The 25,204-nt window shown below is 70.7% G+C and carries 18 protein-coding genes and 2 pseudogenes; 6 read left to right on the top strand and 14 right to left on the bottom strand.

Annotated features, from left to right (window positions below):
* Nucleotides 1–10: 10 nt before the first annotated feature.
* The 4 genes from AB5J49_RS39540 to AB5J49_RS39555 all read right to left on the bottom strand — a co-directional run bounded on the left by AB5J49_RS39540 (nucleotide 11) and on the right by AB5J49_RS39555 (nucleotide 5,698).
* Nucleotides 11–985: a CoA ester lyase gene (locus tag AB5J49_RS39540; RefSeq protein ID WP_369173705.1), complete on the bottom strand. Its 975-nt coding sequence runs from the start codon at nucleotides 983–985 to the stop codon at nucleotides 11–13.
* Nucleotides 982–3,030 carry a protein meaA gene (locus tag AB5J49_RS39545; protein ID WP_369173706.1) on the bottom strand — a complete coding sequence of 683 codons (2,049 nt, stop codon included), beginning with the start codon at nucleotides 3,028–3,030 and terminating at the stop codon, nucleotides 982–984. The genes AB5J49_RS39540 and AB5J49_RS39545 overlap by 4 nt, the downstream gene beginning before the upstream one ends.
* Nucleotides 3,031–3,061: 31 nt before the next feature.
* Nucleotides 3,062–4,405, bottom strand: a complete 1,344-nt coding sequence (gene ccrA, locus AB5J49_RS39550) for a crotonyl-CoA carboxylase/reductase (protein ID WP_369173707.1) — start codon at nucleotides 4,403–4,405, stop codon at nucleotides 3,062–3,064.
* A 384-nt stretch (nucleotides 4,406–4,789) separates the two neighbouring features.
* Nucleotides 4,790–5,698 (bottom strand): PucR family transcriptional regulator, encoded by a 909-nt coding sequence (locus tag AB5J49_RS39555; RefSeq protein WP_369173708.1) that lies wholly within the window; start codon nucleotides 5,696–5,698, stop codon nucleotides 4,790–4,792.
* Nucleotides 5,699–5,758: 60 nt separating this feature from the next.
* On the opposite strand from AB5J49_RS39555, the pseudogene AB5J49_RS39560 reads away from it, so the two are divergent.
* A pseudogene (locus AB5J49_RS39560) lies at nucleotides 5,759–6,636 on the top strand (NAD(P)/FAD-dependent oxidoreductase).
* On the opposite strand, the gene AB5J49_RS39565 reads toward AB5J49_RS39560, so the two are convergent.
* The 3 genes from AB5J49_RS39565 to AB5J49_RS39575 all read right to left on the bottom strand — a co-directional run bounded on the left by AB5J49_RS39565 (nucleotide 6,633) and on the right by AB5J49_RS39575 (nucleotide 9,878).
* Nucleotides 6,633–6,851: a hypothetical protein gene (locus AB5J49_RS39565; RefSeq protein WP_369173709.1), complete on the bottom strand. Its 219-nt coding sequence runs from the start codon at nucleotides 6,849–6,851 to the stop codon at nucleotides 6,633–6,635. The pseudogene AB5J49_RS39560 and the gene AB5J49_RS39565 overlap by 4 nt on opposite strands.
* Before the next feature lie 212 nt (nucleotides 6,852–7,063).
* Entirely contained in the window at nucleotides 7,064–7,894 is an 831-nt protein-coding gene (locus AB5J49_RS39570; protein WP_275947262.1) for a TetR family transcriptional regulator, read from the bottom strand.
* A gap of 166 nt (nucleotides 7,895–8,060) precedes the next feature.
* Entirely contained in the window at nucleotides 8,061–9,878 is a 1,818-nt protein-coding gene (locus AB5J49_RS39575) for a 3-hydroxyacyl-CoA dehydrogenase family protein (protein WP_369173710.1), read from the bottom strand.
* Between the two features lie 409 nt (nucleotides 9,879–10,287).
* Here AB5J49_RS39575 and AB5J49_RS39580 point away from each other — a divergent pair, with 409 nt between their 5' ends.
* On the top strand, nucleotides 10,288–10,863 hold the full coding sequence (locus AB5J49_RS39580) for an adenylosuccinate lyase (protein WP_369173711.1): 576 nt from the start codon (nucleotides 10,288–10,290) through the stop codon (nucleotides 10,861–10,863).
* Between the two features lie 112 nt (nucleotides 10,864–10,975).
* Here the strand turns inward: AB5J49_RS39580 and AB5J49_RS39585 are convergent, their stop codons facing one another.
* The 5 genes and pseudogenes from AB5J49_RS39585 to AB5J49_RS39605 all read right to left on the bottom strand — a co-directional run bounded on the left by AB5J49_RS39585 (nucleotide 10,976) and on the right by AB5J49_RS39605 (nucleotide 15,678).
* Nucleotides 10,976–11,506 (bottom strand): N-acetyltransferase family protein, encoded by a 531-nt coding sequence (locus AB5J49_RS39585; RefSeq protein WP_369173712.1) that lies wholly within the window; start codon nucleotides 11,504–11,506, stop codon nucleotides 10,976–10,978.
* Between the two features lie 40 nt (nucleotides 11,507–11,546).
* Nucleotides 11,547–11,977: pseudogene (locus AB5J49_RS39590) on the bottom strand (RidA family protein).
* A gap of 53 nt (nucleotides 11,978–12,030) precedes the next feature.
* Nucleotides 12,031–13,608, bottom strand: coding sequence for an alpha/beta hydrolase (locus AB5J49_RS39595; protein WP_369173713.1), 1,578 nt, complete (start codon nucleotides 13,606–13,608; stop codon nucleotides 12,031–12,033).
* Between the two features lie 136 nt (nucleotides 13,609–13,744).
* Nucleotides 13,745–14,788 carry an Rv2578c family radical SAM protein gene (locus AB5J49_RS39600; protein WP_369173714.1) on the bottom strand — a complete coding sequence of 348 codons (1,044 nt, stop codon included), beginning with the start codon at nucleotides 14,786–14,788 and terminating at the stop codon, nucleotides 13,745–13,747.
* 326 nt (nucleotides 14,789–15,114) lie between these two features.
* Nucleotides 15,115–15,678 carry a dihydrofolate reductase family protein gene (locus tag AB5J49_RS39605; RefSeq protein ID WP_369173715.1) on the bottom strand — a complete coding sequence of 188 codons (564 nt, stop codon included), beginning with the start codon at nucleotides 15,676–15,678 and terminating at the stop codon, nucleotides 15,115–15,117.
* A gap of 207 nt (nucleotides 15,679–15,885) precedes the next feature.
* Here AB5J49_RS39605 and AB5J49_RS39610 point away from each other — a divergent pair, with 207 nt between their 5' ends.
* From AB5J49_RS39610 to AB5J49_RS39625, 4 genes are all read left to right on the top strand, one after another.
* Nucleotides 15,886–16,329 carry an SRPBCC family protein gene (locus AB5J49_RS39610; protein WP_369173716.1) on the top strand — a complete coding sequence of 148 codons (444 nt, stop codon included), beginning with the start codon at nucleotides 15,886–15,888 and terminating at the stop codon, nucleotides 16,327–16,329.
* A gap of 183 nt (nucleotides 16,330–16,512) precedes the next feature.
* The gene (locus AB5J49_RS39615; RefSeq protein WP_369173717.1) at nucleotides 16,513–18,909 is read left to right on the top strand and encodes an MFS transporter; all 2,397 of its coding nucleotides are present in this window, start codon (nucleotides 16,513–16,515) and stop codon (nucleotides 18,907–18,909) included.
* A 186-nt stretch (nucleotides 18,910–19,095) separates the two neighbouring features.
* Complete coding sequence (locus AB5J49_RS39620; RefSeq protein ID WP_369173718.1) at nucleotides 19,096–21,573, top strand: SpoIIE family protein phosphatase; 2,478 nt, start codon at nucleotides 19,096–19,098, stop codon at nucleotides 21,571–21,573.
* Nucleotides 21,574–21,726: 153 nt separating this feature from the next.
* Entirely contained in the window at nucleotides 21,727–22,452 is a 726-nt protein-coding gene (locus AB5J49_RS39625) for a class I SAM-dependent methyltransferase (RefSeq protein ID WP_369173719.1), read from the top strand.
* A 190-nt stretch (nucleotides 22,453–22,642) separates the two neighbouring features.
* On the opposite strand, the gene AB5J49_RS39630 is transcribed toward AB5J49_RS39625, so the two are convergent.
* Both AB5J49_RS39630 and AB5J49_RS39635 read right to left on the bottom strand, forming a co-directional pair.
* Nucleotides 22,643–24,181 (bottom strand): APC family permease, encoded by a 1,539-nt coding sequence (locus AB5J49_RS39630; RefSeq protein ID WP_369173720.1) that lies wholly within the window; start codon nucleotides 24,179–24,181, stop codon nucleotides 22,643–22,645.
* A 144-nt stretch (nucleotides 24,182–24,325) separates the two neighbouring features.
* On the bottom strand, nucleotides 24,326–25,129 hold the full coding sequence (locus AB5J49_RS39635) for an SDR family oxidoreductase (RefSeq protein WP_369173721.1): 804 nt from the start codon (nucleotides 25,127–25,129) through the stop codon (nucleotides 24,326–24,328).
* Between the last annotated feature and the right edge of the window lie 75 nt (nucleotides 25,130–25,204).

Genomic DNA, 25,204 nt, shown 5'->3' on the forward strand with positions numbered 1-25,204 from the left:
TCAGGGCTCCTTAGCTGGCGGGGATCTCGAACTTGCTGGTGCGCTGCATGCCGGCGGCGCGGCCCTTGCCGGAGACGACCAGGGCCATCTTGCGGCTGGCCTCGTCGATCATCTCGTCGCCGAGCATCGCGGAGCCCTTCTTGCCGCCCGCCTCGGACGTGTAGTAGTCGTACGCGTCCAGGATCAGCTCGGCGTGGTCGTAGTCCTCCTGGGAGGGCGAGAAGATCTCGTTGGACGCCTCGACCTGGCCCGGGTGCAGCACCCACTTGCCGTCGAAACCGAGGGCCGCGGCACGCTGGGCGACCTCGCGGTAGCCGTCGATGTTGCGGATCTGCAGGTAGGGGCCGTCGATCGCCTGGAGGTTGTTGGCGCGGGCGGCCATCAGGATCTTCATCAGGATGTAGTGGTAGGCGTCCGCCGGGTAGCCGGGCGGCTGCTCGCCCACGACCAGCGACTTCATGTTGATCGACGCCATGAAGTCGGCCGGGCCGAAGATGATCGTCTCGACGCGCTGGGAGGCCGTCGCGATCTCGTTGACGTTGTTCAGGCCCTGGGCGTTCTCGATCTGCGCCTCGATGCCGATCTTGCCGACCTCGAAGCCCATCGTCTTCTCGATCTGGGTCAGCAGGAGGTCGAGGGCGACGACCTGCTGGGCCGTCTGCACCTTCGGCAGCATGATGCAGTCGAGGTTCTGGCCGGCTCCCTCGACGACCGTGACGACATCGCGGTACGTCCACTCGGTCGTCCAGTCGTTGACGCGCACGACCCTCGTCTTGCCCGTCCAGTCACCCTCGTTGAGGAACTTGACGATGGTGTGCCGCGCCTCGGGCTTGGCGAGCGGGGCGCACGCGTCCTCCAGGTCCAGGAAGACCTGGTCGGCGGGGAGGCCCTGGGCCTTCTCCAGGAAGCGGGGGTTGCTTCCGGGGACGGCGAGGCAGGAGCGCCGCGGGCGAAGGCGGTTGACCTGCGGGGCGGGCGTGGTCATGCGGGGACCTCCAGGGGGTCGAGCTTGTTCGCTTTGCGGATCTCGTCGACGATGCGGCCGATGATTCCGGTGATGTCGAAGTCCTTCGGGGTGAAGACGGCGGCCACACCGGCTGCCCTGAGCTGCTCGGCGTCACCATTCGGGATGATGCCACCGGCGATCACCGGTATATCTGTGGCACCGGCCACACGGAGGCGTTCCAGCACGTCCGGCACCAGCTGCGCGTGCGATCCGGAGAGGATCGACAGGCCGACCGCGTGCACGTCCTCCGCGAGGGCCGCGTCCACGATCTGCTCGGGCGTCAGGCGGATGCCCTGGTAGACCACCTCGAACCCGGCGTCACGGGCCCGGACGGCGATCTGCTCGGCGCCGTTGGAGTGGCCGTCCAGGCCGGGCTTGCCGACGAGGAAGCGGAGCTTGCCGACGCCGAGGTCCTTGGCCGTCAGGTCGACCTTGCGGCGCACCTGGGACATGGCCGAGCCCTCCTCGGCGGGGACCGCCACCGGAGCCGACGACACGCCGGTCGGCGCCCGGAACTCGCCGAACACCTCGCGCAGGGCCCCGGCCCACTCGCCGGTCGTGACACCGGCGCGGGCGCACTCCAGGGTGGCCTCCATGAGGTTGCCGGTGCCCTTGGCGGCCTCCTTCAGCTTCTCCAGCGCCTTGCACGGGCGCGGGTGGTTGAAGGGCGGCTGGTAGCGGGTGTCGCGCCAGTGCTGGAGTCCCGCGATCACTCGGGCCTCGACGGCCGGGTCCACCGTCTGGATCGCGGTGTCCAGGTCGGCCGTCAGCGGGTTCGGCTCGGTCGTCTCGAAGATGTTGACGCCGATGATCTTTTCCTGCCCGGACTCGATACGGGCCCGGCGCTCGGCGTGCGAGGAGACGAGCTGCGACTTGAGGTAGCCCGACTCGACGGCGGCCATCGCGCCGCCCATCTCCTGGATCCGCTCGATCTCCGCGAGGGACTCCTCGACGAGCTTCGCGACCTTCGCCTCGATGACGTGCGAGCCCTCGAAGATGTCCTCGTACTCCAGCAGGTCGCTCTCATGGGCGAGCACCTGCTGGATGCGCAGCGACCACTGCTGGTCCCAGGGACGGGGGAGGCCGAGGGCCTCGTTCCAGGCCGGCAGCTGCACGGCACGCGCGCGTGCGTCCTTCGAGAGCGTCACGGCCAGCATCTCAAGGACGATCCGCTGGACGTTGTTCTCCGGCTGCGCCTCGGTCAGACCGAGGGAGTTGACCTGGACGCCGTATCGGAAGCGGCGCTGCTTGGGGTTCTCGATGCCGTACCGCTCGCGCGTGACCTGGTCCCAGATCCGCCCGAACGCCCGCATCTTGCACATCTCCTCGACGAAGCGGACGCCCGCGTTCACGAAGAAGGAGATACGGGCCACGACGTCCCCGAACTTCTCGGCGGGGACCTGCCCTGAGTCGCGTACGGCATCGAGAACCGCGATCGCGGTGGACATCGCGTACGCGATCTCCTGGACCGGCGTGGCGCCCGCCTCCTGCAGGTGGTAGCTGCAGATGTTGATCGGGTTCCACTTCGGGATGTGGGAGACCGTGTACGCGATCATGTCCGTCGTCAGCCGGAGTGAGGGCCCCGGCGGGAAGACATGGGTTCCCCGCGACAGGTATTCCTTGACGATGTCGTTCTGGGTCGTGCCCTGGAGCTTGGTGATGTCCGCGCCCTGCTCCTCGGCGACGACCTGGTAGAGCGCCAGCAGCCACATGGCGGTGGCGTTGATCGTCATCGAGGTGTTCATCTGCTCCAGGGGGATGTCCTGGAACAGCCGGCGCATGTCACCGAGGTGCGCGATCGGCACGCCGACCCGGCCGACCTCGCCGCGGGCGAGGATGTGGTCGGAGTCGTAGCCGGTCTGCGTCGGCAGATCGAACGCGACCGACAGGCCGGTCTGCCCCTTGGCGAGGTTGCGCCGGTACAGCTCGTTGGACGCCTCGGCCGTGGAGTGACCGGCGTAGGTCCGCATGAGCCACGGCCGGTCCTTCTCCCGCTTGCCTTCGGCGGGCTGACGCTCAGTCATCTATGACCTCGGGTGTCTCAGATGTCGCGGATCAGATGTTGCGGAAACGGTTGATGCCGTCGATGTGCTTGGCGCGCATCTCCTCGTCGCGAACGCCGAGGCCTTCCTCGGGGGCCAGGCAGAGGACGCCGACCTTGCCCTGGTGGAGGTTGCGGTGCACGTCGTAGGCGGCCTGGCCGGTGTCCTCCAGGGAGTAGACCTTCGACAGCGTCGGGTGGATCTTGCCCTTCGCGATGAGCCGGTTGGCCTCCCAGGCCTCGCGGTAGTTGGCGAAGTGCGAGCCGATGATCCGCTTCAGCGACATCCACAGGTAGCGGTTGTCGTACTCGTGCATGTAGCCCGAGGTCGAGGCGCAGGTGGTGATGGTGCCGCCCTTGCGGGTGACGTAGACGGAGGCGCCGAAGGTCTCACGGCCGGGGTGCTCGAAGACGATGTCGATGTCCTCGCCGCCGGTGAATTCGCGGATGCGCTTGCCGAAGCGCTTCCACTCCTTGGGGTCCTGGGTCCGCTCGTCCTTCCAGAACTTGTAGCCCTCGGCGCTGCGGTCGATGATCGCCTCGGCGCCCATCGAGCGGCAGATGTCCGCCTTCTGGTCACTGGAGACGACGCAGATCGGGTTGGCGCCGCCGGCCAGCGCGAACTGGGTGGCGTAGGAGCCGAGTCCGCCGCTCGCGCCCCAGATCAGGACGTTGTCGCCCTGCTTCATGCCGGCGCCGTTGCGGGAGACCAGCTGGCGGTAGGCGGTCGAGTTGACCAGGCCGGGGGCCGCGGCCTCCTCCCAGCTGAGGTGGCCCGGCTTGGGCATGAGCTGGTTGGACTTGACCAGGGCGATCTCGGCGAGGCCGCCGAAGTTGGTCTCGAAGCCCCAGATGCGCTGCTCGGGGTCGAGCATCGTGTCGTTGTGGCCGTCCGAGGACTCCATCTCGACGGACAGACAGTGCGCGACGACCTCGTCACCGGGCTTCCAGGCGTTGACGCCGGGGCCGGTGCGCAGGACGACGCCCGCGAGGTCGGAGCCGATGATGTGGTACGGCAGGTCATGGCGCTTGGTGAGCTCGCTGAGCTTGCCGTAGCGCTCCAGGAACCCGAACGTCGACAGCGGCTCGAAGATCGAGGTCCAGACGGAGTTGTAGTTGACCGAGGAGGCCATGACGGCCACCAGGGCCTCGCCCGGCCCGAGTTCCGGCACCGGAACGTCGTCCAGGTGGATCGACTTGCGCGGGTCCTTGTCGCGCGTCTGAAGGCCCGCGAACATCTCCGTCTCGTCCTTGTGCACGGTGATCGCGCGGTACGACTCGGGGAGCGGCAGAGCGGCGAAGTCGGCCGGCGTCGATTCCGGCGACTGGATCGCGTCCAGAATGTCCTTCACGGTCACGGTGTTGCCTCCGGCGGTGAGCACCCTGAGGGAGGGGTGCTGAGGGTTACGTCGTTGCTGCTGAGGGTTTTTGGTGGGTGCCGTCGGTTCGGCTGTTGTGCTGTTCGGCAGCGCTTTGTGGCGCGGGAGGTTGCCTGTGACGCAGGCGCCGGGCGCGCAGACCCCGGGAGGGGTTTGCGGGGACAGCCGGCGTACGAAAGGTCTCTGCACGCCGGCCGCCCGGACTCCTTCAACGTATGGCACGCCGTGTCACCTGGCAAGGCACCGAGTGCCAGAACTTGCTCTCAGATGAAATCTTTACGTAACAAATGAGCGATGATCGATCAAAGCTACCGGCGAGTAGGTGCTTATCGGGTGCTATCGGTCAGTGGTGTCAGCTGCCGGTCAGCCGTCGGTCGCCTGCAGGGCATCGGCGAGACACGCCAGATACATGGCCATCGCGGTACGCGGCTCCCGCACCCCGCGCCCGCTCAGCTCCTCGATCTTCGTCAGCCGGTAGAGCAGTGTGTTCCGGTGGACCGCGAGGCGCTGTGCCGTGCGGACCAGCTGGAAGCCGCCCTCCGCCCAGGCGATCAGCGTCTCCCGCAGCACGGGCCAGTCCTCGCGCTCACGCAGTCCCGCAAGGACCGCGGCCGCGTACCGGGCGCGGTCGTGCCCTACCACCGACGCCACGAGCTGGGGCACGCGCAGGTCGGTCACGGCGAAGACGCGGCGGTCCGGCTCCAGCCGGGGCCCGGCACGCAGTGCCGGCGCCGCGTCCCGGTACGAGGCGTGCACCCCCGCCACGCCCCGGCCCGGCTCGCCGATCCCGCACCGCGCGTCGGCCCCGTGCCGCTCGCCGAGGCGCTCGACCAGCGCGGAGCACCGATGGACCAGCCGCTCCGGGCGGCCGGTCGAGGTGTGCAGGACGGCGTACCGGCCGGCGGCGAGTTCCCCGGTCACGTCCTGAACGGAGCCGAACACCTCCCGTACCGTCCGCAGCAGCGACCTCCGTGACGCCCCGCCCGCCCGGACGTCCAGCACCACCGCCGTGCGCGGGATCCGCGGATCGGCCCCCAGCTCCGCCAGCCGCGCCGCCACCGTCTCGGCGTCGACGACCTCGGGGTCGTACAGCGCGATGTCCCGTACGCAGTCGTCGACCGCCCGCTCGTGCAGCGGCCGGGAGCGCAGCAGGGCCGCCTCCTCCAGCAGGATCTCGGTCTGCCGCTGGACGACCAGTCCGAAGCGCCGCACCTCGTCCGGGTCGCCGGTGAGGCAGACCGTGCCCGCGGCCCGGGCGCCGACGGTGACCACGACACCGGTGCTGCCGCCCTCGCCGCCCTCGCCGAGGACACCTTCGCGCTGTTCGAGGAACTGGAGGCGCTCGGTGTGGACGGTGGGGCAGGGAAGGACGGCTTCCTGTTCGCGTACCCGTCGTACGAGGACGCGGCGCACGGGCTGGCGGGCTTCCGCCGGCTCGGCGCGCCGGTCGCGCCTGAGGGCGTGCTGCGGGGCTCGGCGCTGGCCGAGGTGGAGCCCGCCCTTGGGCCGGCCGCCCGGGCCGGGTTCCTGGTGGAGCGCCAATGGGCCGTGGGTCCAGGGCAGTTCGTGGACGCGCTGGCCGAGCGGCTGCTGTGCGACGGGGTCGAGCTGATGGAGGGGCGCGGGTGACCGCGGTGCGGGACGGGGCGAAGGGCGTCGAGGTCCGTACGAGTGCCGGGACCTGGCAGGCGGATGCGGTGGTGATCGCCGCGGGCGTCTGGTCCCGGGAGGTGAGTGCCTCGCTGGGGATACGGATCGAGGTGGCTGCGGGGAAGGGGTACAGCTTCTCCGTGCCGGCCGAGTCGCTGCCGAGGCGGCTGGTGCACCTGGGCTCGGCGAAGGCGGTGCTGGCGCCGCTGGGCAAGGGCGTGCGGGTCGCCGGGACGATGGAGTTCGACCGGGACCCGGACCGCTTCCGGCAGGGCTGCGTGGAGGCGCCGCTGGCGGCCGCGCGGCCGTATCTGCCGGGGGCCGACTGGGAGCGGCGGGGGCAGGAGTGGATGGGGCCGCGCCCGATGACCCCGGACGGGCTGCCCCTGATCGGCCCGGTGCCGGGCCGCCCCCGGGTTCTGCTGGCCACCGGCCACAACATGCTGGCCCCGGCGACGGGGCGGCTGGTGGCGGGGCTGTTGACGGGGGAGGCGGACGCGGGGCTGGCGGCCCGGTTCGCGCCGGGTCGCTGCGTCCGGCGTCTTCGGCGTCGGCGCTAGGCGCCCAGGCCGAGCAGCGCCACCTGCAGGGGGAGCGCCGGCTCCTCGGGGAGGGCGGGAGGCTCCTCCCCACGGCCCGTGTGGGTGGGCGGCACGGCGCGCAGGCCCCTGATGCCGTCGGCGGCCCACTTCGCGTCCGTCGCCGGGAGGGACAGGGTCATGCGCCGCCCGTCGGCCAGTGTGGCTTCGAGCTTGTTCGGGTTGTCCGTCTGCATGGCAACTCACTTCCGTCGCACACCATGAAGATCGTGCTTCGACATGGAGGACGGACGTGCCTGCGCGATGGTTCCCCCGGGGGATTCTTTGAGGGATCTCTGAGGAATCGCTGAGGGCCCCTCAAGAGCTTCACAGCGAGGCCCTGAGCCCGCGCCCCGGACCCGCGCCCCGAACCTGCCCCCCGCCGACCCCGGCGCCCCGGGCCGGTGCCCTAGGCCCGCTCCTTCAGCGCCTGCTCGATGGTCCGCATCACCTCGTCGAGCGGCGCGTCGGTCCTGGCCACCGTCACCAGCACCTCGCCCTGCGTCGCCACCGAGGCCGGCGCCGTACGCGGTGTGGTCTCCCGGCCCGCCCCGATCCCCGTCCCGAACGTCCTCCGCACGATCGCGAAGGCGTGGTCGAGCTGCGCCTCCACGTCACCCTGGCCCCCGGCCCGCAGCCAGCGCCGCAGGACGTGGTTGTGCGCGGTGACCACCGCGGACGCGGCGACCTCCGCCAGCAGCGGGTCGTCGTTGGCGTCGTCGTCGTGCGCGTGCTCGTCGAAGTGGCCGAGGAGGTAGCGGGTGAAGAGCCGCTCGTAGCGGGCCACCGACGCGATCTCGGCCTCGCGCAGGGTGGGCACCTCGCGCGTGAGCTTGTAGCGGGCGACCGAGATCTCCGGACGGGCCGCGTACATCCGCATGACTTCCTTGATGCCGCGGCACACCGTGTCGAGCGGGTGCTCATGGGCCGGTGCGGCGTTGAGCACCGCCTCGGCGCGGATCAGGGTGTCGTCGTGGTCCGGGAAGATCGCCTCTTCCTTGGAGCGGAAGTGGCGGAAGAACGTGCGCCGGGCGACCCCGGCCGCGGCCGCGATCTCGTCGACGGTGGTCGCCTCGTACCCCTTGGTCGCGAACAGCTCCATCGCCGCGGCCGCCAGTTCGCGGCGCATCTTGAGCCGTTGGGCGGCCGCGCGACTGCCTGCGGCACTTTCCGGCGCGTCGGGCGTGGCTGGTGTACGTGAGGACTTGGCGGGCTGGGGCATGACCCGAACGTACTGCATGTGCGCAGCTTGATGCGCATGCACGGGGTTTCCCCCGCCCTGGACGGGCGGGGGAGTGCCGGGTCGGGCGGCCGGCGGCGAGCTGCGCGGGGCGGGCGGGGGCGGGCTGCCGGGGTCCAGCAGCCCGCCCCACTCCTGACCGCTGCTGAACCAGTCGCCGGGCCGCTCAGCGCCGGGCATATTCGCGGAAGCCGCGCCCCGTCTTGCGGCCGAGGCAGCCCGCGGCCACCAGGTGCTCCAGGAGCGGCGCCGGAGCGAGGCCGGGGTCGCGGAACTCGCGGTGCAGGACCTTCTCGATCGCGAGGGAGACATCGAGCCCGACGACGTCCAGCAGCTCGAACGGCCCCATCGGGTAGCCGCCGCCCAGCTTCATCGCCGCGTCGATGTCGTCGAGCGTCGCGTAGTGCTCCTGCACCATCTTGATCGCGTTGTTCAGGTACGGGAACAGCAGGGCGTTCACGATGAAGCCCGCACGGTCGCCGCAGTCCACGGCGTGCTTCTTGATCCTGCCGCAGACCTCGCGGACCGTGGAGGGGACGTCGTCGGCGGACAGCACCGTACGGACGACCTCGACCAGCTTCATCGCCGGCGCCGGGTTGAAGAAGTGCATGCCGATCACGTCCTGCGGACGCGAGGTGGCGCGGGCACAGGCGACCACGGGCAGCGACGAGGTCGTGGTGGCGAGCACCGCGCCCGGCTTGCAGACCTTGTCCAGCGTCGCGAACAGCTGCTGCTTGATCTCCAGGTCCTCGGCGACGGCCTCGACGGCCAGATCGACCTCGGCGAACGCGTCGTACGAACCCGCCGCGGTGATCAGGTCCAGGGTCTGCGCGGCGGCCTCGGCGGTCATCCGCCCCTTGTCGACAGAACGTGAAAGCGACTTGCCGATACGGGCCTTCGCGGCCTGCGCCTTCTCCTCGCTGCGGGCGGCGAGCACGACCTCGTAACCGGCCTTGGCGAAGACCTCGGCGATCCCGGACGCCATGGTGCCGGAGCCCGCGACACCGACCGAGCGGACCGTACGGCCGGGGGTCAGGGCGGCGCCGTCCAGCGGCGTCAGCGCGTCCCGCACGACGGTGGCGCTGCCCGGCGCCTCGTACGTGTAGAAGCCGCGGCCCGACTTACGGCCCGTCAGGCCCGCCTCGCTGAGCTGCTTGAGGATCGGCGCGGGGGCGTGCAGCCGGTCGCGGGACTCGGCGTACATGGCCTCCAGGACCCTGCGCGCGGTGTCGATGCCGATCAGGTCGAGCAGGGCCAGCGGTCCCATCGGCAGTCCGCAGCCCAGCCGCATCGCGGCGTCGATGTCCTCGCGGGAGGCGTACTTCGCCTCGTACATCGCGGCCGCCTGGTTCAGGTAGCCGAACAGCAGGCCGTCGGCGACGAAACCGGGCCGGTCGCCGACCGCGACGGGCTCCTTGCCGAGGTCGAGGGCGAGGTTCGTGACCGCGGTGACGGCCGTCGGCGCGGTCAGCACGGACGAGACGACCTCGACCAGCTTCATCGCCGGCGCCGGGTTGAAGAAGTGCAGACCGAGCACGCGCTCGGGGCGGGCCGAGTCGGCGGCAAGGCGCGTGACCGACAGGGCGTTGGTGCCGGTCGCAAGGATCGTCTCGGGGCGCACGATCCCGTCCAGCTCGCGGAAGATCTGCTGCTTGATCTCGTACGACTCCGGCGCCACCTCGATGACCAGGTCCGCGCCGGCCGCCGCCTGCAGGTCGGTGAAGGTACGGACGCGGGCGAGGGCCTGAGCGCGCTCCTCCCCGGTCAGCCGGCCGCGCTCCACGGCACGGGCGGTCGAGGTCTCCAGGGTGGCGACGGCCTTGGCGGCAGCGGCCTCGCTGATGTCGATGCCGATGACCTCGCGACCGGCCTTGGCCAGGACCTCGGCGATGCCGGTGCCCATGGTGCCGAGGCCGACGACGGCAACGGTCTTGAGCGGGGACAGAGGGGTGTCGGACGAGGTGTCGGACAGGGGAGTGGCCATCGCGGGACTCCAGGAATGAGGGTGACGACTGGAAACGCGCCCGGGTGCGCCGAGAAGGCGCACCGGGTGCGAAAAGGAGGGATTGCGGGTGTTGCCGGGCTACTGGCGCACACGCCCGGTGCCGTCACCGAGCGCGTGCACACGCGCCGGGGAACGGCGGATCCGACCGGCCCTGTCCCGGAGCCGAGTCGTACTGCGGTACCTGATGTACCGAACCGACCAGCGCCCCCACTGCCTTGACGGCGTGGGAGGTGTCCCCTTGCAGTGGCTGCGTCACCAGGCCGCTGCAAGTGAAGGTGCGAGTGGGTGACTCGCTCGTATGAGCTTAACCGGTGGGTAACGAGCACGCCAGACCTCGGCTTTGTGATGTAGGTCCCGCGAGGCGCGCGGCTTGCATACGCTCGGCTTCATGGACGAAGAGTTGCGATCACTCACGGAGCGCTTACGGCAGGAGTCCGGAGCGTCGGCCGCGTACGACCGCCTCGTGGCGACCGAGGACCTCGACGAACTCGCCGATGTGCTCACCGCGCCCGGACAGCCGCTGTGGGCCAGGGAGTTGGCCGCGTTCCGGCTGGGCCTCGCCGGGGACCGCCGGTCCTTCGAGTCTCTCGTCCTGCTCCTGAACCACCGTGACCCGCAGCGCTGTGTCTCCGCCGCCCACGCCCTCGCCCGGCTCGGCGACCCGCGCACGGCCCGCGCGGCGCCCGCCCTGGCCACCAACGAACTCCGCGTCGCCTACGCCCTGCACCCGGTCCGGCTCCTGGTCGAGCTGCGCGCCCCCGAGGCCGTGCACGCCCTCATCACCACCCTGGAGCGGCGTCTGCGCCCGCACGACCCCTACCGGCGCGTGGCCCTCGCCTGCGTGGAGGGCCTCGGCACACTCGGCGACACCCGGGCCAGACGCGTCCTGAACGAGGCACTGGCCCACCCGGCACTCGCGGAGGCGGCGGTACACGCGCTGGCGCGGATCCCGAGGCAGCGGTGAAACCCCCCGGCAGCGGTGAAACCCCCCGGCAGCGGTGAAGCCATCGGCGGCGGGTGAAGCCATGGGCGGCGGTGCAGGCCGGGCCGACCGTCGGTGATCTCGGGCCGGCCCGTCAGCCGGCCGGCAGATCCCGCGCGTACCGCACCTCGGGCACCTCCACGCCGTCCACCTCGAAGGGCTCCTCGGCGCCGTCCGGGCCAAAACCCGCCCGCTCGTAGAAACGCCGGGCACGGGTGTTGTGCTCGAGGACCCAGAGCAGCATGCGCGCGTGCCCGGCGGCCGTGCACCGGCGTACCGACTCCTGGAGCAGGGCGTGGCCGATGCCGTCGCCGTACCGTCCGGGATCCACGTAGAGGGCGTACAACTCGGCGTCCTCGGTGCGCACCTCGCCGTCGCGGTACGGGCCGTGGCAGGCCCAGCCGACGATCTCGTCGTCCCGCTCGGCGACCAGGTTCACCACACTCTTGTCGGCCTGCGCGAAGTGGGCGCGACGGCGCTCGGCGTCCCGTGTCGCGTCCAGGGCGTCCAAGTAGGGCTGCGGTACCAGGCCCTGGTACGCGCTCTGCCAGCCACCGATGCGGATCTCCGCGACGCGCTCGCAGTCGGCCAGGGCCATGGGGCGGATCAGTATGTCGTCGTCCATGACGGCACCGTAGACACCGTCCGCCCGGGTCCGCCTTCGATTAACCCGGCAGCACCGCGAACGCCTCGATCTCCATCAGGAACTCCGGCCGCACCAGCCCGGCGACCTGCACCGCCGACGCGGCCGGCAGCCGGTCGTCGGGTATGTGGTCGGCGCGGGCCGCGCGGATCGCCGGCATGTGCGCCATGTCCGTGACGAAGTAGGTGAGTTTGACGGCGTCGTCGAAGGTCGCTCCCCCACTGCCTTAAAGGCGTGGGAGGTACCCCCAGCCGAGGCCAGGCAGCGCCGCAGGTTCTCGAAGACCTGGCGGGCCTGGGCGGCCGGGTCGCCCTCGCCGACGAGCTTGCCGTTCTCGTCCAGGGCGAGCTGGCCGGAGACGGCGGCGAAACGGCCGGTGCCGAGCACGACATGCGTGTACTGGGCGGCGGGGGCGACCCCGTCGGGGGCGGGAATCCTGGTCAGCTCACTCATGCCGTCCATGGTGGACCACGGGTCTGACAACGCCCCCGACGGACCGTCAGGCTCTAGCGGCGGAAGCCGAGCAGCCCGTGCAGTTCGGCGCCGCGCGACGACGTGGACGCGACCTTGGAGCTCATCGGCTTCGGGTCGGGCTGTGCCTCGCACACCGCGTCGGCCGTGCCTCGGCCGCGCGGCAGCGTGCCGTCGGCCAGGTACGCCGCGAGGTGCTTGTCCAGGCAGGCGTTCCCGCCCAGCGTGATGCCGTGGTTGCCGCCACCCTGCTCGACCACCAGACGGGAGCGGGCCAGCAGCCGGTGCACCGTGACGGCGCCCGCGTACGGGGTGGCCGCGTCCTCCGTCGCCTGGAACAGCAGCATCGGCGCGACCTCGTCGTTGGCGACGCTGACCGAGGGGAGCGGCTTCGTCGGCCAGAATGCGCACGGCGCGTTGTACCAGGCGTTGTTCCAGGTCATGAACGGCGCCTTCGCATAGACGGCCCAGTTGTCCGTCCGCCACTTGCGCCAGTCGCGCGGCCAGGCGGCGTCACGGCACTGCACCGAGGTGTAGATGCTGTAGCCGTTGTCGTCGGACGCGTCGGCGGCGCCGAACCTCTCGTACGCCTTGACCAACGAGTCGGCGTTCTTGCCGTTCACGTACGCCGCGAACGCCTCGGCGAGGTAGGGCCAGTAGCCGTTGTAGTAGCCGCCGGGCATGTAGGTGTCCTCCAGCTCGGAGGCGCCCACCTTGCCGCCGGCCGCCTTCCTGGCCAGGGCCGCCCGCGTCGCGTACCACTTGGCCTCGATCTTCGCCGGATCGCTGCCGAGCCGGTAGACCGTGTCGTGCTTGGCGATCCATGCCATGAAGGCGCGGTGCCGGTCGTTGAAGGCGTGGTCCTGCGCGAGGTTGTCGTCGTACCAGACGCCCGTGGGGTCGACGACCGAGTCCAGGGCCGCGCGCCGCACCCGCTCCGGGAAGAGCTTCGCGTAGACCGCGCCGAGGTAGGTCCCGTACGAGTAACCGAAGTAGTTGATCTGCCGCGCGCCGAGTGCCGCGCGGATCCGGTCCATGTCCCGCACGGCGCTGATCGTGTCGATGTAGGGCAGTACGTCCCCATACTTCTTGCCGCAGGCCCGCGCGAAGGCCTTGGCACGCGCGAGGTTGGCCCGCTCGATCTGCGAGGTGCTCGGCACGGCGTCCCGGCGCACCGCGGCGAAGTGGCCCGGCCTGCAGTCGAGGGCGGGCTTGCTCTTGCCGACTCCGCGCGGGTCGAAGCCGATGACGTCGTACTGTGCCGCCACCGCCTTGGGCAGCGCGGAGGCCACGAATCCGGCGAGCGTGAGGCCGCTGGCGCCGGGGCCGCCCGGGTTGACCAGCAGCGGGCCCTGGTACTTCTTCGCGGTGTGCGGGACACGGGACAGCGAGAGCGTGATGTGCCGCCCTCGGGGACGGGAGTGGTCGAGCGGCACATCGAGGGACGCGCACTGGAGCGTCGGGTACTTCTTGGTGCCGCACTTCTTCCAGGTGAGGGGAGCGGCGTGAGACGTGTCCGCCGCGGGCGGGGGGCTCGCCTCGGCGGGGACGGCCGTCAGGGCCCCGGCCACGACGGCGGCGGCGCCGCACAGTACGGCTGCGCGTTCTCTCATGGGGACCTTCCAGGACGGAGGGGCGCGGACCGCGAGTGTCGCGGTCCCTGCCGCATTCGTCCCGGAAGGGATGCCCGGAAGAACTCGTTCCGGTAGGAGTTGACCCGATTGGGTCGAGGGAAGCGCTCCAATGCCCTCAAATGAGTGAGAGTTGGGTAGGTTCGGACCGCGTGTGCTCGGCGGGCTCCGGCTCCGGCTCGCGGATCCGCCGGGGCATGTCCGCGCGCGTGGGGCCGATGCCGTACTCCTGTGCCAGGTCGTGGACCTGGCGGGTGATCCGGCGCTGGTACCACTTCGGCGCGTAGGCGCCGTCCGCGTACAGCCGCTCGTAACGGCGGACCAGATACGGGTGGTGCCGGTCGAGCCAGGCCATGAACCACTCGCGGGCCCCCGGCCGCAGGTGCAGCACCAGCGGCGTGACGGAGGTGGCCCCGGCGGCGGCGATCGCCCGCACGGTGGCTCGCAGTTGGGCCGGGTGGTCGCTCAGGAAAGGGATCACCGGCGCCATCAGCACGCCACACCCGAGACCGTGCTCGGTCAGGGTCCGTACGACGTCGAGACGGCGCTCGGGCGCGGGCGTGCCCGGCTCCACGGTGCGCCACAGCTCGGGGTCGGTGAAGCCGACCGAGACGGATATGCCGACGTCCGTCACCTCGCAGGACTGCTTCAGCAGGTCGAGGTCGCGCAGGATCAGCGTGCCCTTCGTCAGGATCGAGTAGGGGTTGGCGTGATCGCGCAGGGCGGCGAGGATGCCCGGCATCAGGCGGTAGCGGCCCTCGGCGCGCTGGTAGCAGTCGACATTCGTGCCCATCGCTATGTGCTCGCCCCGCCAGCGGCGCGAGGAGAGCTGGCGGCGCAGCAGCTCCGGGGCGTTCACCTTGACCACGATCTGGGAGTCGAAACCGAGTCCCGTGTCGAGGTCCAGATAGCTGTGGGTCTTGCGGGCGAAGCAGTACACGCACGCGTGCGAGCAGCCCCGATAGGGGTTGACCGTCCACTCGAAGGGCATCCGCGAGGCCCCCGGCACCCGGTTGAGGATCGAGCGCGCCCGGATCTCGTGGAACGTGATGCCGGCGAACTCGGGCGTGTCGAACGTGCGGGTCACTACGGCGTCCGCACCGAACAGCGCGGAGTCGGCCCGGCTGTGGTCGGACTCCAGGGTGAGGTTCTCCCAGCGCATGAGGCCTCCTCGGTAGCACTGCCCCCAGAATAGAACACATGTTCCCTTGATCGTGCGTGGAGTGCGTCAGACTTCGTGGCAGGGTCCGAAGCTGACTGGTCACGAAGGGCGTCCGGGTGAGCAGATCGGAGCTCAAGCTCGCCCTGGCTGCTGCTGGCGGCATCTGGCGGATCAGAGCGGTGATCGACGACGCCACCAAGTACTGCCTCGCGACGACCGGACGCCGCGACAGGCGTACCTCACCAGGGACGTCACGATCGCCTCGGAACACAGCGCCACGAGATCCTCGGGTGGCCCGAAGTCCGCGCTGATCCGCCGTCGGGCACTCAGCGCCTGGTCTCGTACCTGCTCAGGAGCACGCCGTCGGGAAACGTCCGGGTCTCCAACAGGCTCAGGTTCACCCAGTTGTCCAGGGCTGTGAAGAACGGCGTGCCGCCGCCCACCAGGACCGGATGGGTGACGAGCACGTACTCGTCGATCAGCCCGGCCCGCATGGCCGCCGCGGCGAGTGTGGCACCGACGATGTCCATCGGGCCGCCGTCCTCGGCCTTGAGCCGGGTGATCTCGGTGACCGCGTCGCCGGTGACCAGACGGGTGTTCCAGTCGACCGTGGTGATCGTGGAGGAGAACACGACCTTCGGCATGTCTCGCCAGCGGCCGGCGAACTCGATCGCCGCCGGTGTGGCATCCGGCCGCTTGTCGGCGGTCGGCCAGTGGGAGCTCATCGCCTCCCACACCCTGCGCCCGTACAGCGCCAGGTCCGTCGCGCCCACCCGGTCGGACCACCACTGGAACAGCTCGTCGCTCGGCACGCTCCAGCCGAGGTCGTCGCCGGGCGCGGCGATGTAGCCGTCCAGGCTCATGTTCATGCCGAAAATCAGTTTCCGCACAGCGTCAGCCTCCCGTGAGTCGGTGTTCGGCATACAGACCAGCACGGCGCGCAGAAATCATCGGTCAGGCCACACCGAGGGCCGGTTCACCACCACGCCAAGCAGATGCTCCGTCGGGAGGCTGAGCGGGACCCCGATTTGGGTGGTCCGGGAGCGGGGTGGTTGGCTTGCCCCAACCCCCGAGAATTCTGGTCCTGGAGGAAGTCAATGGCGCAGGTCGAGGCCACTACTGAGCGGGTCGTCGCGGCGGACGCGGAGAAGGTGTTCGACGCCCTCGCCGACTACAGCGGCACGCGCGCGAAGCTGCTCCCCGAGCACTTCAGCGAGTACGAGGTGCGCGAGGGCGGCGACGGCGAGGGCACCCTCGTCCACTGGAAGCTCCAGGCCACCAGCAAGCGAGTGCGCGACTGCCTCCTGGAGGTCAGCGAGCCCACCGAGGGGGAACTCGTCGAGAAGGACCGCAACTCCTCCATGGTCACCACCTGGCGGGTCACCCCGGCCGGCGAGGGCAAGTCCCGGGTCGTCGTCACCACCACCTGGCAGGGCGCCGGCGGCATCGGCGGCTTCTTCGAGAAGACCTTCGCGCCCAAGGGCCTCGGCCGGATCTACGACGCGGTGCTCACCAAGCTCGCCACCGAGGTCGAGAAGTAACCCCGGACGCCCGCCTCGCAGATCTTGCGTGCGCCAATGCGCTGATCCCCGGCGGGCGTTGGCTCCCTCACCGGATCGAGTGGACCTTTCCGTCGCCGGGCCCGGTGCCGTAACTCGTCGCGCTTGTTCACAGTTGTCGCCTTACGCGGGATTTGTGTAGCAGCGCGACGAGGGGAGCGGTACATGGGCGCGATCACTCTGGTACAGGACGAACAGGCCGCGGCGCCCCCGGACGTCCCCACTCCCACGCAGCCCCGGGCGGCCGAACTCAGTCCGCGCCGGGTGCGGTTGGTCTTCTTCGCGCTGATGCTCGCGCTGCTGCTGGCCGCGCTGGAGCAGATGATCGTCGCCACCGCGCTGCCGAAGATCGTCGGTGAGCTGCACGGCCTGGACAAGATGTCCTGGGCGATCACCGCCTACCTGCTCACCGCCACCGTCGGCCTGCCCGTCTACGGCAAGCTCGGCGACCTCCTCGGCCGCAAGGGCGTCTTCCAGTTCGCGATCGTCGTCTTCGTCGTCGGGTCCGCGCTCGCGGGCCGAGCGCAGACCATGGACCAGCTGATCGCCTACCGCGCGATCCAGGGTGTCGGCGCGGGCGGGCTCATGATCGGCGTCCAGGCGATCATCGCGGACATCGTGCCGCCCCGGGAGCGCGGCCGCTTCATGGGCCTGATCGGCGCCGCGTTCGGCCTCGCCTCGGTCGCCGGACCCCTGCTGGGCGGCTACTTCACGGACCACCTCTCCTGGCGCTGGTGCTTCTACATCAACGTCCCCTTCGGCCTCGTCACCCTGGCCGTCGTAGCCGTCGTCCTGAAGCTGCCGAAGCCGCGCACAAGGGCCCGGCTGGACATCCTCGGCTCCCTCCTGCTCGCCGCCGCATCCACCTGCCTGGTCCTGCTGACCAGTTGGGGCGGTACCGAGTACGCCTGGGACTCCCGCGTCGTCCTCGGCCTCGGCGCGGGAGCGGTCCTCTCCACCGTTCTGTTCCTCGTCGTCGAGCACTTCGCCGTCGAACCGCTCATCCCGCTGCGGCTGTTCAGGGACTCCGTCTTCAACGTCACCGGGCTGGTCGGCCTCGTGATCGGCGTCGCGCTGTTCGGCGCGGCCAGCTATCTGCCGACGTTCCTGCAGATGGTCGACGGGGCCACGGCCACCGAGTCGGGCCTGCTGATGCTGCCGATGATGGCCGGCATCGTCGGCACCTCGATCGTCGCCGGTCAACTCATCAGCCGCACCGGCCACTACAAGATCTACCCCGTGCTCGGCAGCGCGCTCTCGGCCGTCGGGATGTGGCTGCTGTCCCGCCTCGAAGTCGACACGCCCCGGCTGCACTACAGCATCTGGATGGCCGTCCTCGGCGCCGGTATCGGCATGGTGATGCCGGTCCTGATCCTCGCCGTGCAGAACTCCGTGCGTCCCGCCGACCTCGGCACCGCCACCAGCGCCAACAACTACTTCCGGCAGATCGGCGGCAGCGTCGGCGCGGCGATCTTCGGCACCCTCTTCGCCGGCCGGCTCGCGGACGCCCTCGCCGAACACCTGCCCACGCGCGCGGACGGCGAGCTGCCCGACCCCGAGTCCCTCACCCCGCAGCTCGTCCACGCCATGCCTGAGGCACTGCGCGACGGTTACATCCGGGCCTACGCCGACGCCATGCCGAGGATCTTCCTCTACCTCGTACCGGTGCTCGTGCTCGGCCTGCTCATCGCCTTCTTCCTCAAGGAGAAGCCCTTGGTCTCCCACGACGCCCCGGCCCCGGCCCCGGAGACGGATGCGGCGGCGGCGGTGAACGGCCAGGTCCCGTCGGCACGTTCGCCGTACGCCGCCGGGGTCCCTGTCTGCGGCACGGTTCAGCACCCGGACGGCACGGGCGTACCGCGCGCGGCGCTCACGCTCATCGATGTCGCCGGGCAGCAGGTCGGGCGCGGCGCGAGCGGCGAGGACGGGCGGTACGGGCTGACGACGCCGGGCCCGGGGGCGTACGTGCTGATCGCCGCGGCGGGCGGCCACCAGCCGCAGGCCGTCTCCGTGACCGTCGGCGAGCACCCCGTCGAGGTGGACATCGTCCTCGGCGGCGCCGGACGTCTCGCCGGGACCGTGCGCACCCCGGACGGGACGCCCGTGGACGCCACCGTCACGCTCACCGACGTGCGCGGCGACGTCGTCGCCACGACCCGCAGCGGCCTTGACGGCGGCTATGTCATCACCGAGTTGGTGGCCGGCCAGTACACCCTCGCGGCGAGTTCGTCCGCCTTCCGTCCGACCGCCGTTCCCGTCACCGTCCAGGTGGCTCGTGAGACCCGCCAGGACATCGAACTCGCCGGCGGCGCCACACTGCGCGGCACCGTGCGGGCCGGCGGTGGGCGGCCCGTCGAGGACGCGCGCGTGACGCTGCTCGACCCGGCCGGCAACGTCAGGGACACGCTCACCACCGGCCCCGACGGAACCTTCCGGTTCGTCGACCTGTCCTCCGGCGAGTACACCGTCATCGCCGCGGGTTACCCGCCGGTCGCCAGCGTGCTCCAAGTCACCGGCGGCGGCCGAACGGAACGCGACCTTCAGCTCGGCCACGACGACTGAGCCGACCACCGGCGCCCGTGCTGTCCTGCGCGGACGCGGCGCGGGCGGGTCCCTCGCCCCGGTCGCGTGCAGCTGTGATCCCGTCACATCAATTCCCCTATTGCCGCACATCACCATCCACGGGAGCCGTACGGTGGACTGGGCGGCACAGATCTTGCGGAGCCGTGGGGAGAGAGGGCCTGGGCCATGGACCGTGGCACCGAGAGGGACGGCGCGGTGACAGAACACGCCGCGGCCGGCCGTATCCCACTGGCCGTGGTCGTGGTGGACCGCGAGGGCCTCGTCTCCCACTGGAGCACCGGCGCACGCCGCCTGTTCGGCGCCGCCAAGGAGGAGGCGATCGGACGCCCGGCCGTCGATCTGCTGCCCGTCTCCGGAGCGCTGCCCGAAGAGGACGACCTCACGCCGTACGGGGCCTACGCGGCGTACGACGGTTTCGGCCACGACCTCGAATCGTCCCTCGGCGGGCGGCTGTTCTACCCTGCCGCGGGCCGCGCCCGCCTCACCGTGCCCGAGCGAAGCGATGTGGAGGTCCCCCCGTCCGCAGGGTGGACGAGTGACCGCGTCGACGTCCTGTGGTGGGCCTACCCGTTGGTGGGGCCCGGGCCCGAGCGGCTGCTGGTGCTCGGCGCCGATGTGGGCGCACTCCAGCAGGACAGCGAGCCCGACGAGAACACCGGCTTCGAGCGCGTCGCACCCGGCTTCGCCCTGCACACCGACTTCCCCGGCGCCGAGGAACTCGCCCGCCGCCTCCCCGAGATCCTGCCCAGCATGAGCGTCGAGGAGGGCGCCCGCATCGTCGGGCAGGTCCTCGAACTCGGCTATCCGGTGCTGGAGTTCAGCCAGAACGACCGGGTGCCCGTCACCCCCGACTGGGGCGTGCCCCGGCGCGTGGAGCGCAAGGCCCGCCGGGAGCGGGCCGCCCGGGCCGCCGCTGAAGGCCTGCCGTTACCGCAGGAACACGCCGACGACGTCGAGGACCTCGAGTACGCCGCCGTACGCGAACGCCTGGAGTTCCTCAACGAGGTCAGCGGCCGCATCGGCACCTCCCTCGACCTGGCCCGGACCATCATCGAGGTCAGCAAGGCCGTCGTGCCGCGCTTCACCGACGTCGCCGGCACCTATCTGCGTGAACAGGTCGTCGCCGGCGAGGGATTCGCCGAGGGCGTGCCGGACACCACCACCATGTGGCACCGGGTCGCCCTCGAGCACACCGACGAACCCGGCCGCTGGGACGACGTCGTGCCGGTCGGCGAGGCCATGCCGTTCCCCGCGCACACGCCGTTCTTCCAGTGCATGACCAGCGGTGAGCCGGTCCTCGTGCCGCGCATCAGCGAGCAGATGGGGCACGCCATCGCCTCGCAGTTCGAGAAGCGCGACATCCGGCCGCTCATCACCGGCCGTTCGATGCTGGTGGTGCCCCTGAAGGCACGCAATGTCGTCCTCGGCTTCATGATCCTGCTGCGGCACCCGGAGCGCGTCGAGTTCAACGACATGGACCGGGTCACCGGCGCCGAACTCGCCGCCCGCGCGGGACTCGTGCTCGACAACGCGCGTATGTACACGTACCAGGAGAGCGTCGCCGAGACCCTCCAGGACAGCATGCTGCCGCACATCCCGCCGCGCATGGCGGGCTGCGACATCGCCACCCGCTATCTGCCCGGCACGCTGCTCGGACGGGTCGGCGGCGACTGGTTCGACTCCGTCAAGCTGCCCGGCGCCCGCACCGCCCTGGTCGTCGGGGACGTCATGGGCCACGGCCTCAACTCGGCCGCGATGATGGGACAGTTGCGGACGGCCGTCCAGACCATGGCCGCCCTCGACCTGCCGCCCGCCCAGCTGCTGCGCAACCTCGACGACCTCGCCCAGCGCCTCGGCGACACCTACCTCGCGACCTGCCTGTACGCCGTCTACGACCCGATCCGCAGCGAGCTGCACATCGCCAACGCCGGTCACATCCCGCCCGTCCTGGTCCGTGCCGTCGACGGGCGCAGCGAGCTGCTCGACCTGCCCACGGGTGCGCCGATCGGCGTCGGCGGGGTGCCCTTCGAGGCGGTACGCGTGCGTGTGGAGCCCGGCGACCGGGTCGTGATGTGTACCGACGGGCTGGTCGAGGTGCGCGGCGAGGACATCGGTGTCGGCCTCGCGACCCTGTGCGAGTCCGCCGCCCACCCGGCCGCGTCCATGGACGACGCCTGCGACACGATCATCCGCGCCCTCAACACACGCGGCGGCCGCAAGGACGACGTCGCCCTGCTGATGGCCCGCCTCAACGGCATCGAGCCGGACGACGTCGCCGAGTGGCGGATCGACCTCGACCCGAGACAGGTCGGCCGGGCCCGCGCCGTCGTTGCTGAGCAGCTGCACGAGTGGGGCCTGTCCCGCCTCGTCCACACCGCCGAAGTGCTGGTCAGCGAGCTCGTCACCAACGCCGTACGGCACTCCCGCAGCCGTCCCGTCGAACTGCGCCTCGTCCGCGGTGACACGCTGCTGTGCGAGGTGGACGACGACGATCACGATCTGCCGACGCTGCTCAACGCCGGTCCGGGCGACGAGTCCGGGCGTGGGCTGCGGGTGGTGAGCACGCTCGCGCGCGAGTGGGGCACGAGCCGTACGAGCGCCGGAAAGACCGTCTGGTTCGAACTCACGCTCCCGCGACGCTGATCACTTGTGCCCCGAGGGGCGTACGACGGCGTACCGGTCTCGAATGCGGAGTGAAGGAATGCGCCCCGCGCTTGTAGCCGTGACCAGGCCGCGATAGACCGTACTCGCCCGTCACTTGACGGCGGGTCGGCGTCGCACCCTGGGGAGTTGGGCATGAGCGTGAGCAGTCGATACCGGGAGGCCTGGGAGAGCTTCTGGAGTGAAGCCCCCGACGAACAGGGGGCGGTGTTCTGGGACGCGGAGCCGGCCCTGACCGCCGGCCGTCACCTGGCCCTTTTCGAAGCGCACCTGGCCGACCCCGGCCTGCCGATGGTGGACCTCGGCTGCGGCAACGGCACCCAGACCCGTTTCCTCGCCGACCGCTTCCGGCACGTCCTCGGCGCGGACCTGTCCGCAGCGGCCCTCGACCACGCCCGGCAGGCGGACCCCGCCGGGCAGGCGACGTACCGGCTGTTCGACGCCGTGGAGAAGACCGAGGCCGAGACACTGCACGCCGAACTCGGCGACGTCAACATCTACATGCGGGGCGTGCTGCACCAGGCCGAGCCCGACGACCGGCAGCCCATGGTGAACGGCATCGCCACGCTGGTCGGCGAGCGGGGCCGCGCCTTGCTCGTCGAACTCTCCGAGTCCGCCAAGCCCGTCCTCATGGGCCTCGCCCAGAGCCCAGCGGGCCCACCGCCCAAGCTCGCGCCGATCTTCCGGCACGGCATCGCCCCGGGCGAGGTCGCCGACGACGCGGTGCCCGAGTACCTGCGCGCAGCCGGGCTCACCGTCCTCGCGAGCGGCGAACTGCCGCTGGTCACCACCGAGTACACGCCCGACGGAACGCGGATCGAGCTGCCGTCGAAGTGGGTGGTGGCGGGCCGGACGGCCTGACCGCGGTGGCCCTCCGGCGCGCCCGTGCGCGTGCCGGAGGGCGGACTCGCCGTATTCATTGATCGGATGGGACAACGGGCTGCCGGTCCGGGCGACCAGGCCGGTGAGGCCGGGCAGCAGCAGGGCGAGCGCGGGGTCCAGGGTGCGCACGACCAATACGGGGTCCGTGGGCCGGACCGTCCGTGAGCGCTCAGCGCACGGAGGGTCCGCTCCCTGGCTCCCCGCCCCTTTCGGACGTCTCGCCGTCGACGAGCGCGGGGTCGACCACGCCGGGGCGTTCCGACCAGAACGTGGGAGACATCAGCCGCCACACGAGCATGAGGACCACACCAGTGGCGGTGATGCCGATGCCGATGACGAGCGGGGGACCGAGCCCGAACCATGAGTCGCCGCTGTAGGAGTTGGCGGGATCCGACATGTCGATGACCGACTCCACCAGCAGCCATGTCAGCAGCCCGGCGCCGACGAGCGGGCCGAGGCCGATGAGGACGAAGTGGTGGACGCTTGTGGTCAGTCGGCGGCGGTAGTAGACGGCGCAGGCGACACCGGTGAGCGCGTAGTAGAACGCGATCAGCAGCGAGAGCGCGGTGAGCGAGTCGAACAGCGCGTTGGCGCTGATCTCGTTGACGACGAGGTACCAGGCGATGGCGATGGCGGCGACCCACCACGTGCTCACGTCGGGTGTGCGCAAGCGCGGATGGATCCGGGCGAAATGCGCGGGCAGCGCATGACGGCGTGCCATGGACAGCGCTGTGCGGGACGCCGGGATGATCGTCGTCTGTGTCGACGCCAGCGCGGACGTCGAGACCGCGAGCAGGACCACCCAGTCCCAGCCGCCCATCGCCTCTTCGGCGAGCAGGGCGAAGACGAACTCCTCCTCGGCCGCGTTCTCGGCCAGATAGGCCGTGCCGGCGTAGGCGACCACCGCGAAACCCACCGCCACGTAGGTCACCAGCAGAATCACCGTCGACCACACGGCCGCCTTGCCGGGAGCGGTGGCGGAGTCCTCGGTCTCCTCGGTGAGATTGACGGCAGACTCCCAGCCCCAGTAGATGAACACGCCCAGCAGCAGGGCCCCGGTCAGGGACGCTCCGCCGGCTCCGAAGGGGTTCAGCCAGCCGAGCGACGGTTCGACGGAGTCGAGCGTGCCGGTGCCGGCGTAGACCCGGTACAGCGCCACCACGGCGAACGCGAGCAGGCAGACCACCTGGGCGGTGATCAGGACGTTCTGCACCTTGGCCGACACCTCTGTGCCGATGACGCAGATGGCCGTCATCACCAGGATGAGCAGCACCGTGAGCAGTCGGCGTACGGCGTCGTTGTCGGCCCAGCTGTCGAGGCCGAAGGCGATCAGGGCGAAGGTCACGGCGACGTCCGCCAGCGACCCGACGACCAGCACCCCGGTCATCGTGATGGCCCAGCCGCCGAGCCACCCGGCCCACGGTCCCATGGCCCGGGTGACCCAGGAGAAGGTGGTGCCGCAGTCCTGGTCGGCCTTGTTGAGGTAGTAGAAGGCCGAGGCGATCAGCAGCATGGGCACGAACGACGCGAGCATCACGCCGGGGGCGTGGATCCCCACCAGTGCCACGACCGGGCCGATGACCGCCGCGACCGAGTACGCCGGGGAGGTGGAGTTGAGCCCGATGACGAGCGCGTCGACGAACCCGATCGCGTCGGACTTCAAGCCGGCGGACGGCGGTGGGCCCGCATCCTTGATGTCGTCGGCCATGTTCCTTCACTCCCTGTCGTACGTGAATCCATACAACAGGGAGTTACGGGATATTCAGGTCATTGATGCCTCTGCTGTGCGTATGTCGTGCGGGGGGGGGCAAGACGGCGGGCGCGATCAGCACGCGGGGCCGCATCGCGGGGGCTAGGCGAATCCGCCGTTGCTCATCAGGAGTTGACCGTTGATCCACTGGCCCTGTGGCGAGCAGAGGAAGTCGACGAGGTGGGCGGTGTCCTGCGGGGTTCCGAGGCGGTCGAGCGGCGTCTGGCGGAGCACGAACGCGCGCCCTTCGTCGGTCATCCAGCCGGTGTCCACCGGCCCCGGGTTGATCACGTTGGCGGTGACGCCGAGGTCGGCGAATTCATGTGCGGCGGCCAGGGTGATGCGGTCCAGGGCGCCCTTGCTCGCGCCGTAGGGGAGGTTGCCCACGGTGTGGTCGCTGGTGAGGCTGATGATCCGCCCGCTGCCCGGGGCGGCGGCGAACCGCCGGCCGTACTCGCGGATCAGCAGCCAGGTGGCGCGCGCATTGACCGTGAAGTGCCGGTCGAAACTTTCGACGGTGGTGTCGAGCAGGCCGGAGGCGACCGACTCGCAGTGGCACATCACCAGGGCGGTGACGCTGCCCAGGCTGCGTTCGACCTCGTCGAAGACACGGGCCGGGGTGTCCGGGTCGGCAAGGTCCGCCTCGATGGCCGTGGTGGCGGCGCCGTGTTCCGTGAGGGCGTCGGTGATCGCACCGGTCGCGCCGGGCTCGGGGCCCCAGGTCATGCGCTCGTCGTAGGGAGTCCAGTAGGTGAAGGCGATGTCCCAGCCGGAGGCGGACAGCCGGCGGGCGATGCCCGCGCCGATGCCGACGGTGCGCCCCACCCCGGTGATCAGGGCGAGCGGGCGGCCCGACGGTCGGTCCTGACCGGTGGCGGAGTGTTCTTGGCTGTCGTTCGTTGTCACGGTCCGAGATCGTCCATGAGCGGCGGCGGGTGGGCAACTTCCTTTTCGCCACCTCGAGTTGGCTGCGTGGCCCTG

The sequence above is a fragment of the Streptomyces sp. R28 genome (genome assembly GCF_041052385.1).
Taxonomy (GTDB): domain Bacteria; phylum Actinomycetota; class Actinomycetes; order Streptomycetales; family Streptomycetaceae; genus Streptomyces.

Bases quoted from the DNA above. Each gene is read 5' to 3' on its own strand.
- AB5J49_RS39595 (WP_369173713.1), bottom strand. From the start codon at position 13,608: ATGAGAGAACGCGCAGCCGTACTGTGCGGCGCCGCCGCCGTCGTGGCC.
- AB5J49_RS39615 (WP_369173717.1), top strand. From the start codon at position 16,513: ATGGGCGCGATCACTCTGGTACAGGACGAACAGGCCGCGGCGCCCCCG.
- AB5J49_RS39600 (WP_369173714.1), bottom strand. From the start codon at position 14,788: ATGCGCTGGGAGAACCTCACCCTGGAGTCCGACCACAGCCGGGCCGAC.
- AB5J49_RS39610 (WP_369173716.1), top strand. From the start codon at position 15,886: ATGGCGCAGGTCGAGGCCACTACTGAGCGGGTCGTCGCGGCGGACGCG.
- AB5J49_RS39565 (WP_369173709.1), bottom strand. From the start codon at position 6,851: ATGCAGACGGACAACCCGAACAAGCTCGAAGCCACACTGGCCGACGGG.
- AB5J49_RS39625 (WP_369173719.1), top strand. From the start codon at position 21,727: ATGAGCGTGAGCAGTCGATACCGGGAGGCCTGGGAGAGCTTCTGGAGT.
- AB5J49_RS39570 (WP_275947262.1), bottom strand. From the start codon at position 7,894: ATGCAGTACGTTCGGGTCATGCCCCAGCCCGCCAAGTCCTCACGTACA.
- AB5J49_RS39545 (WP_369173706.1), bottom strand. From the start codon at position 3,030: ATGACTGAGCGTCAGCCCGCCGAAGGCAAGCGGGAGAAGGACCGGCCG.
- AB5J49_RS39620 (WP_369173718.1), top strand. From the start codon at position 19,096: ATGGACCGTGGCACCGAGAGGGACGGCGCGGTGACAGAACACGCCGCG.
- AB5J49_RS39540 (WP_369173705.1), bottom strand. From the start codon at position 985: ATGACCACGCCCGCCCCGCAGGTCAACCGCCTTCGCCCGCGGCGCTCC.
- AB5J49_RS39585 (WP_369173712.1), bottom strand. From the start codon at position 11,506: ATGGACGACGACATACTGATCCGCCCCATGGCCCTGGCCGACTGCGAG.
- AB5J49_RS39580 (WP_369173711.1), top strand. From the start codon at position 10,288: ATGGACGAAGAGTTGCGATCACTCACGGAGCGCTTACGGCAGGAGTCC.
- AB5J49_RS39575 (WP_369173710.1), bottom strand. From the start codon at position 9,878: ATGGCCACTCCCCTGTCCGACACCTCGTCCGACACCCCTCTGTCCCCG.
- AB5J49_RS39630 (WP_369173720.1), bottom strand. From the start codon at position 24,181: ATGGCCGACGACATCAAGGATGCGGGCCCACCGCCGTCCGCCGGCTTG.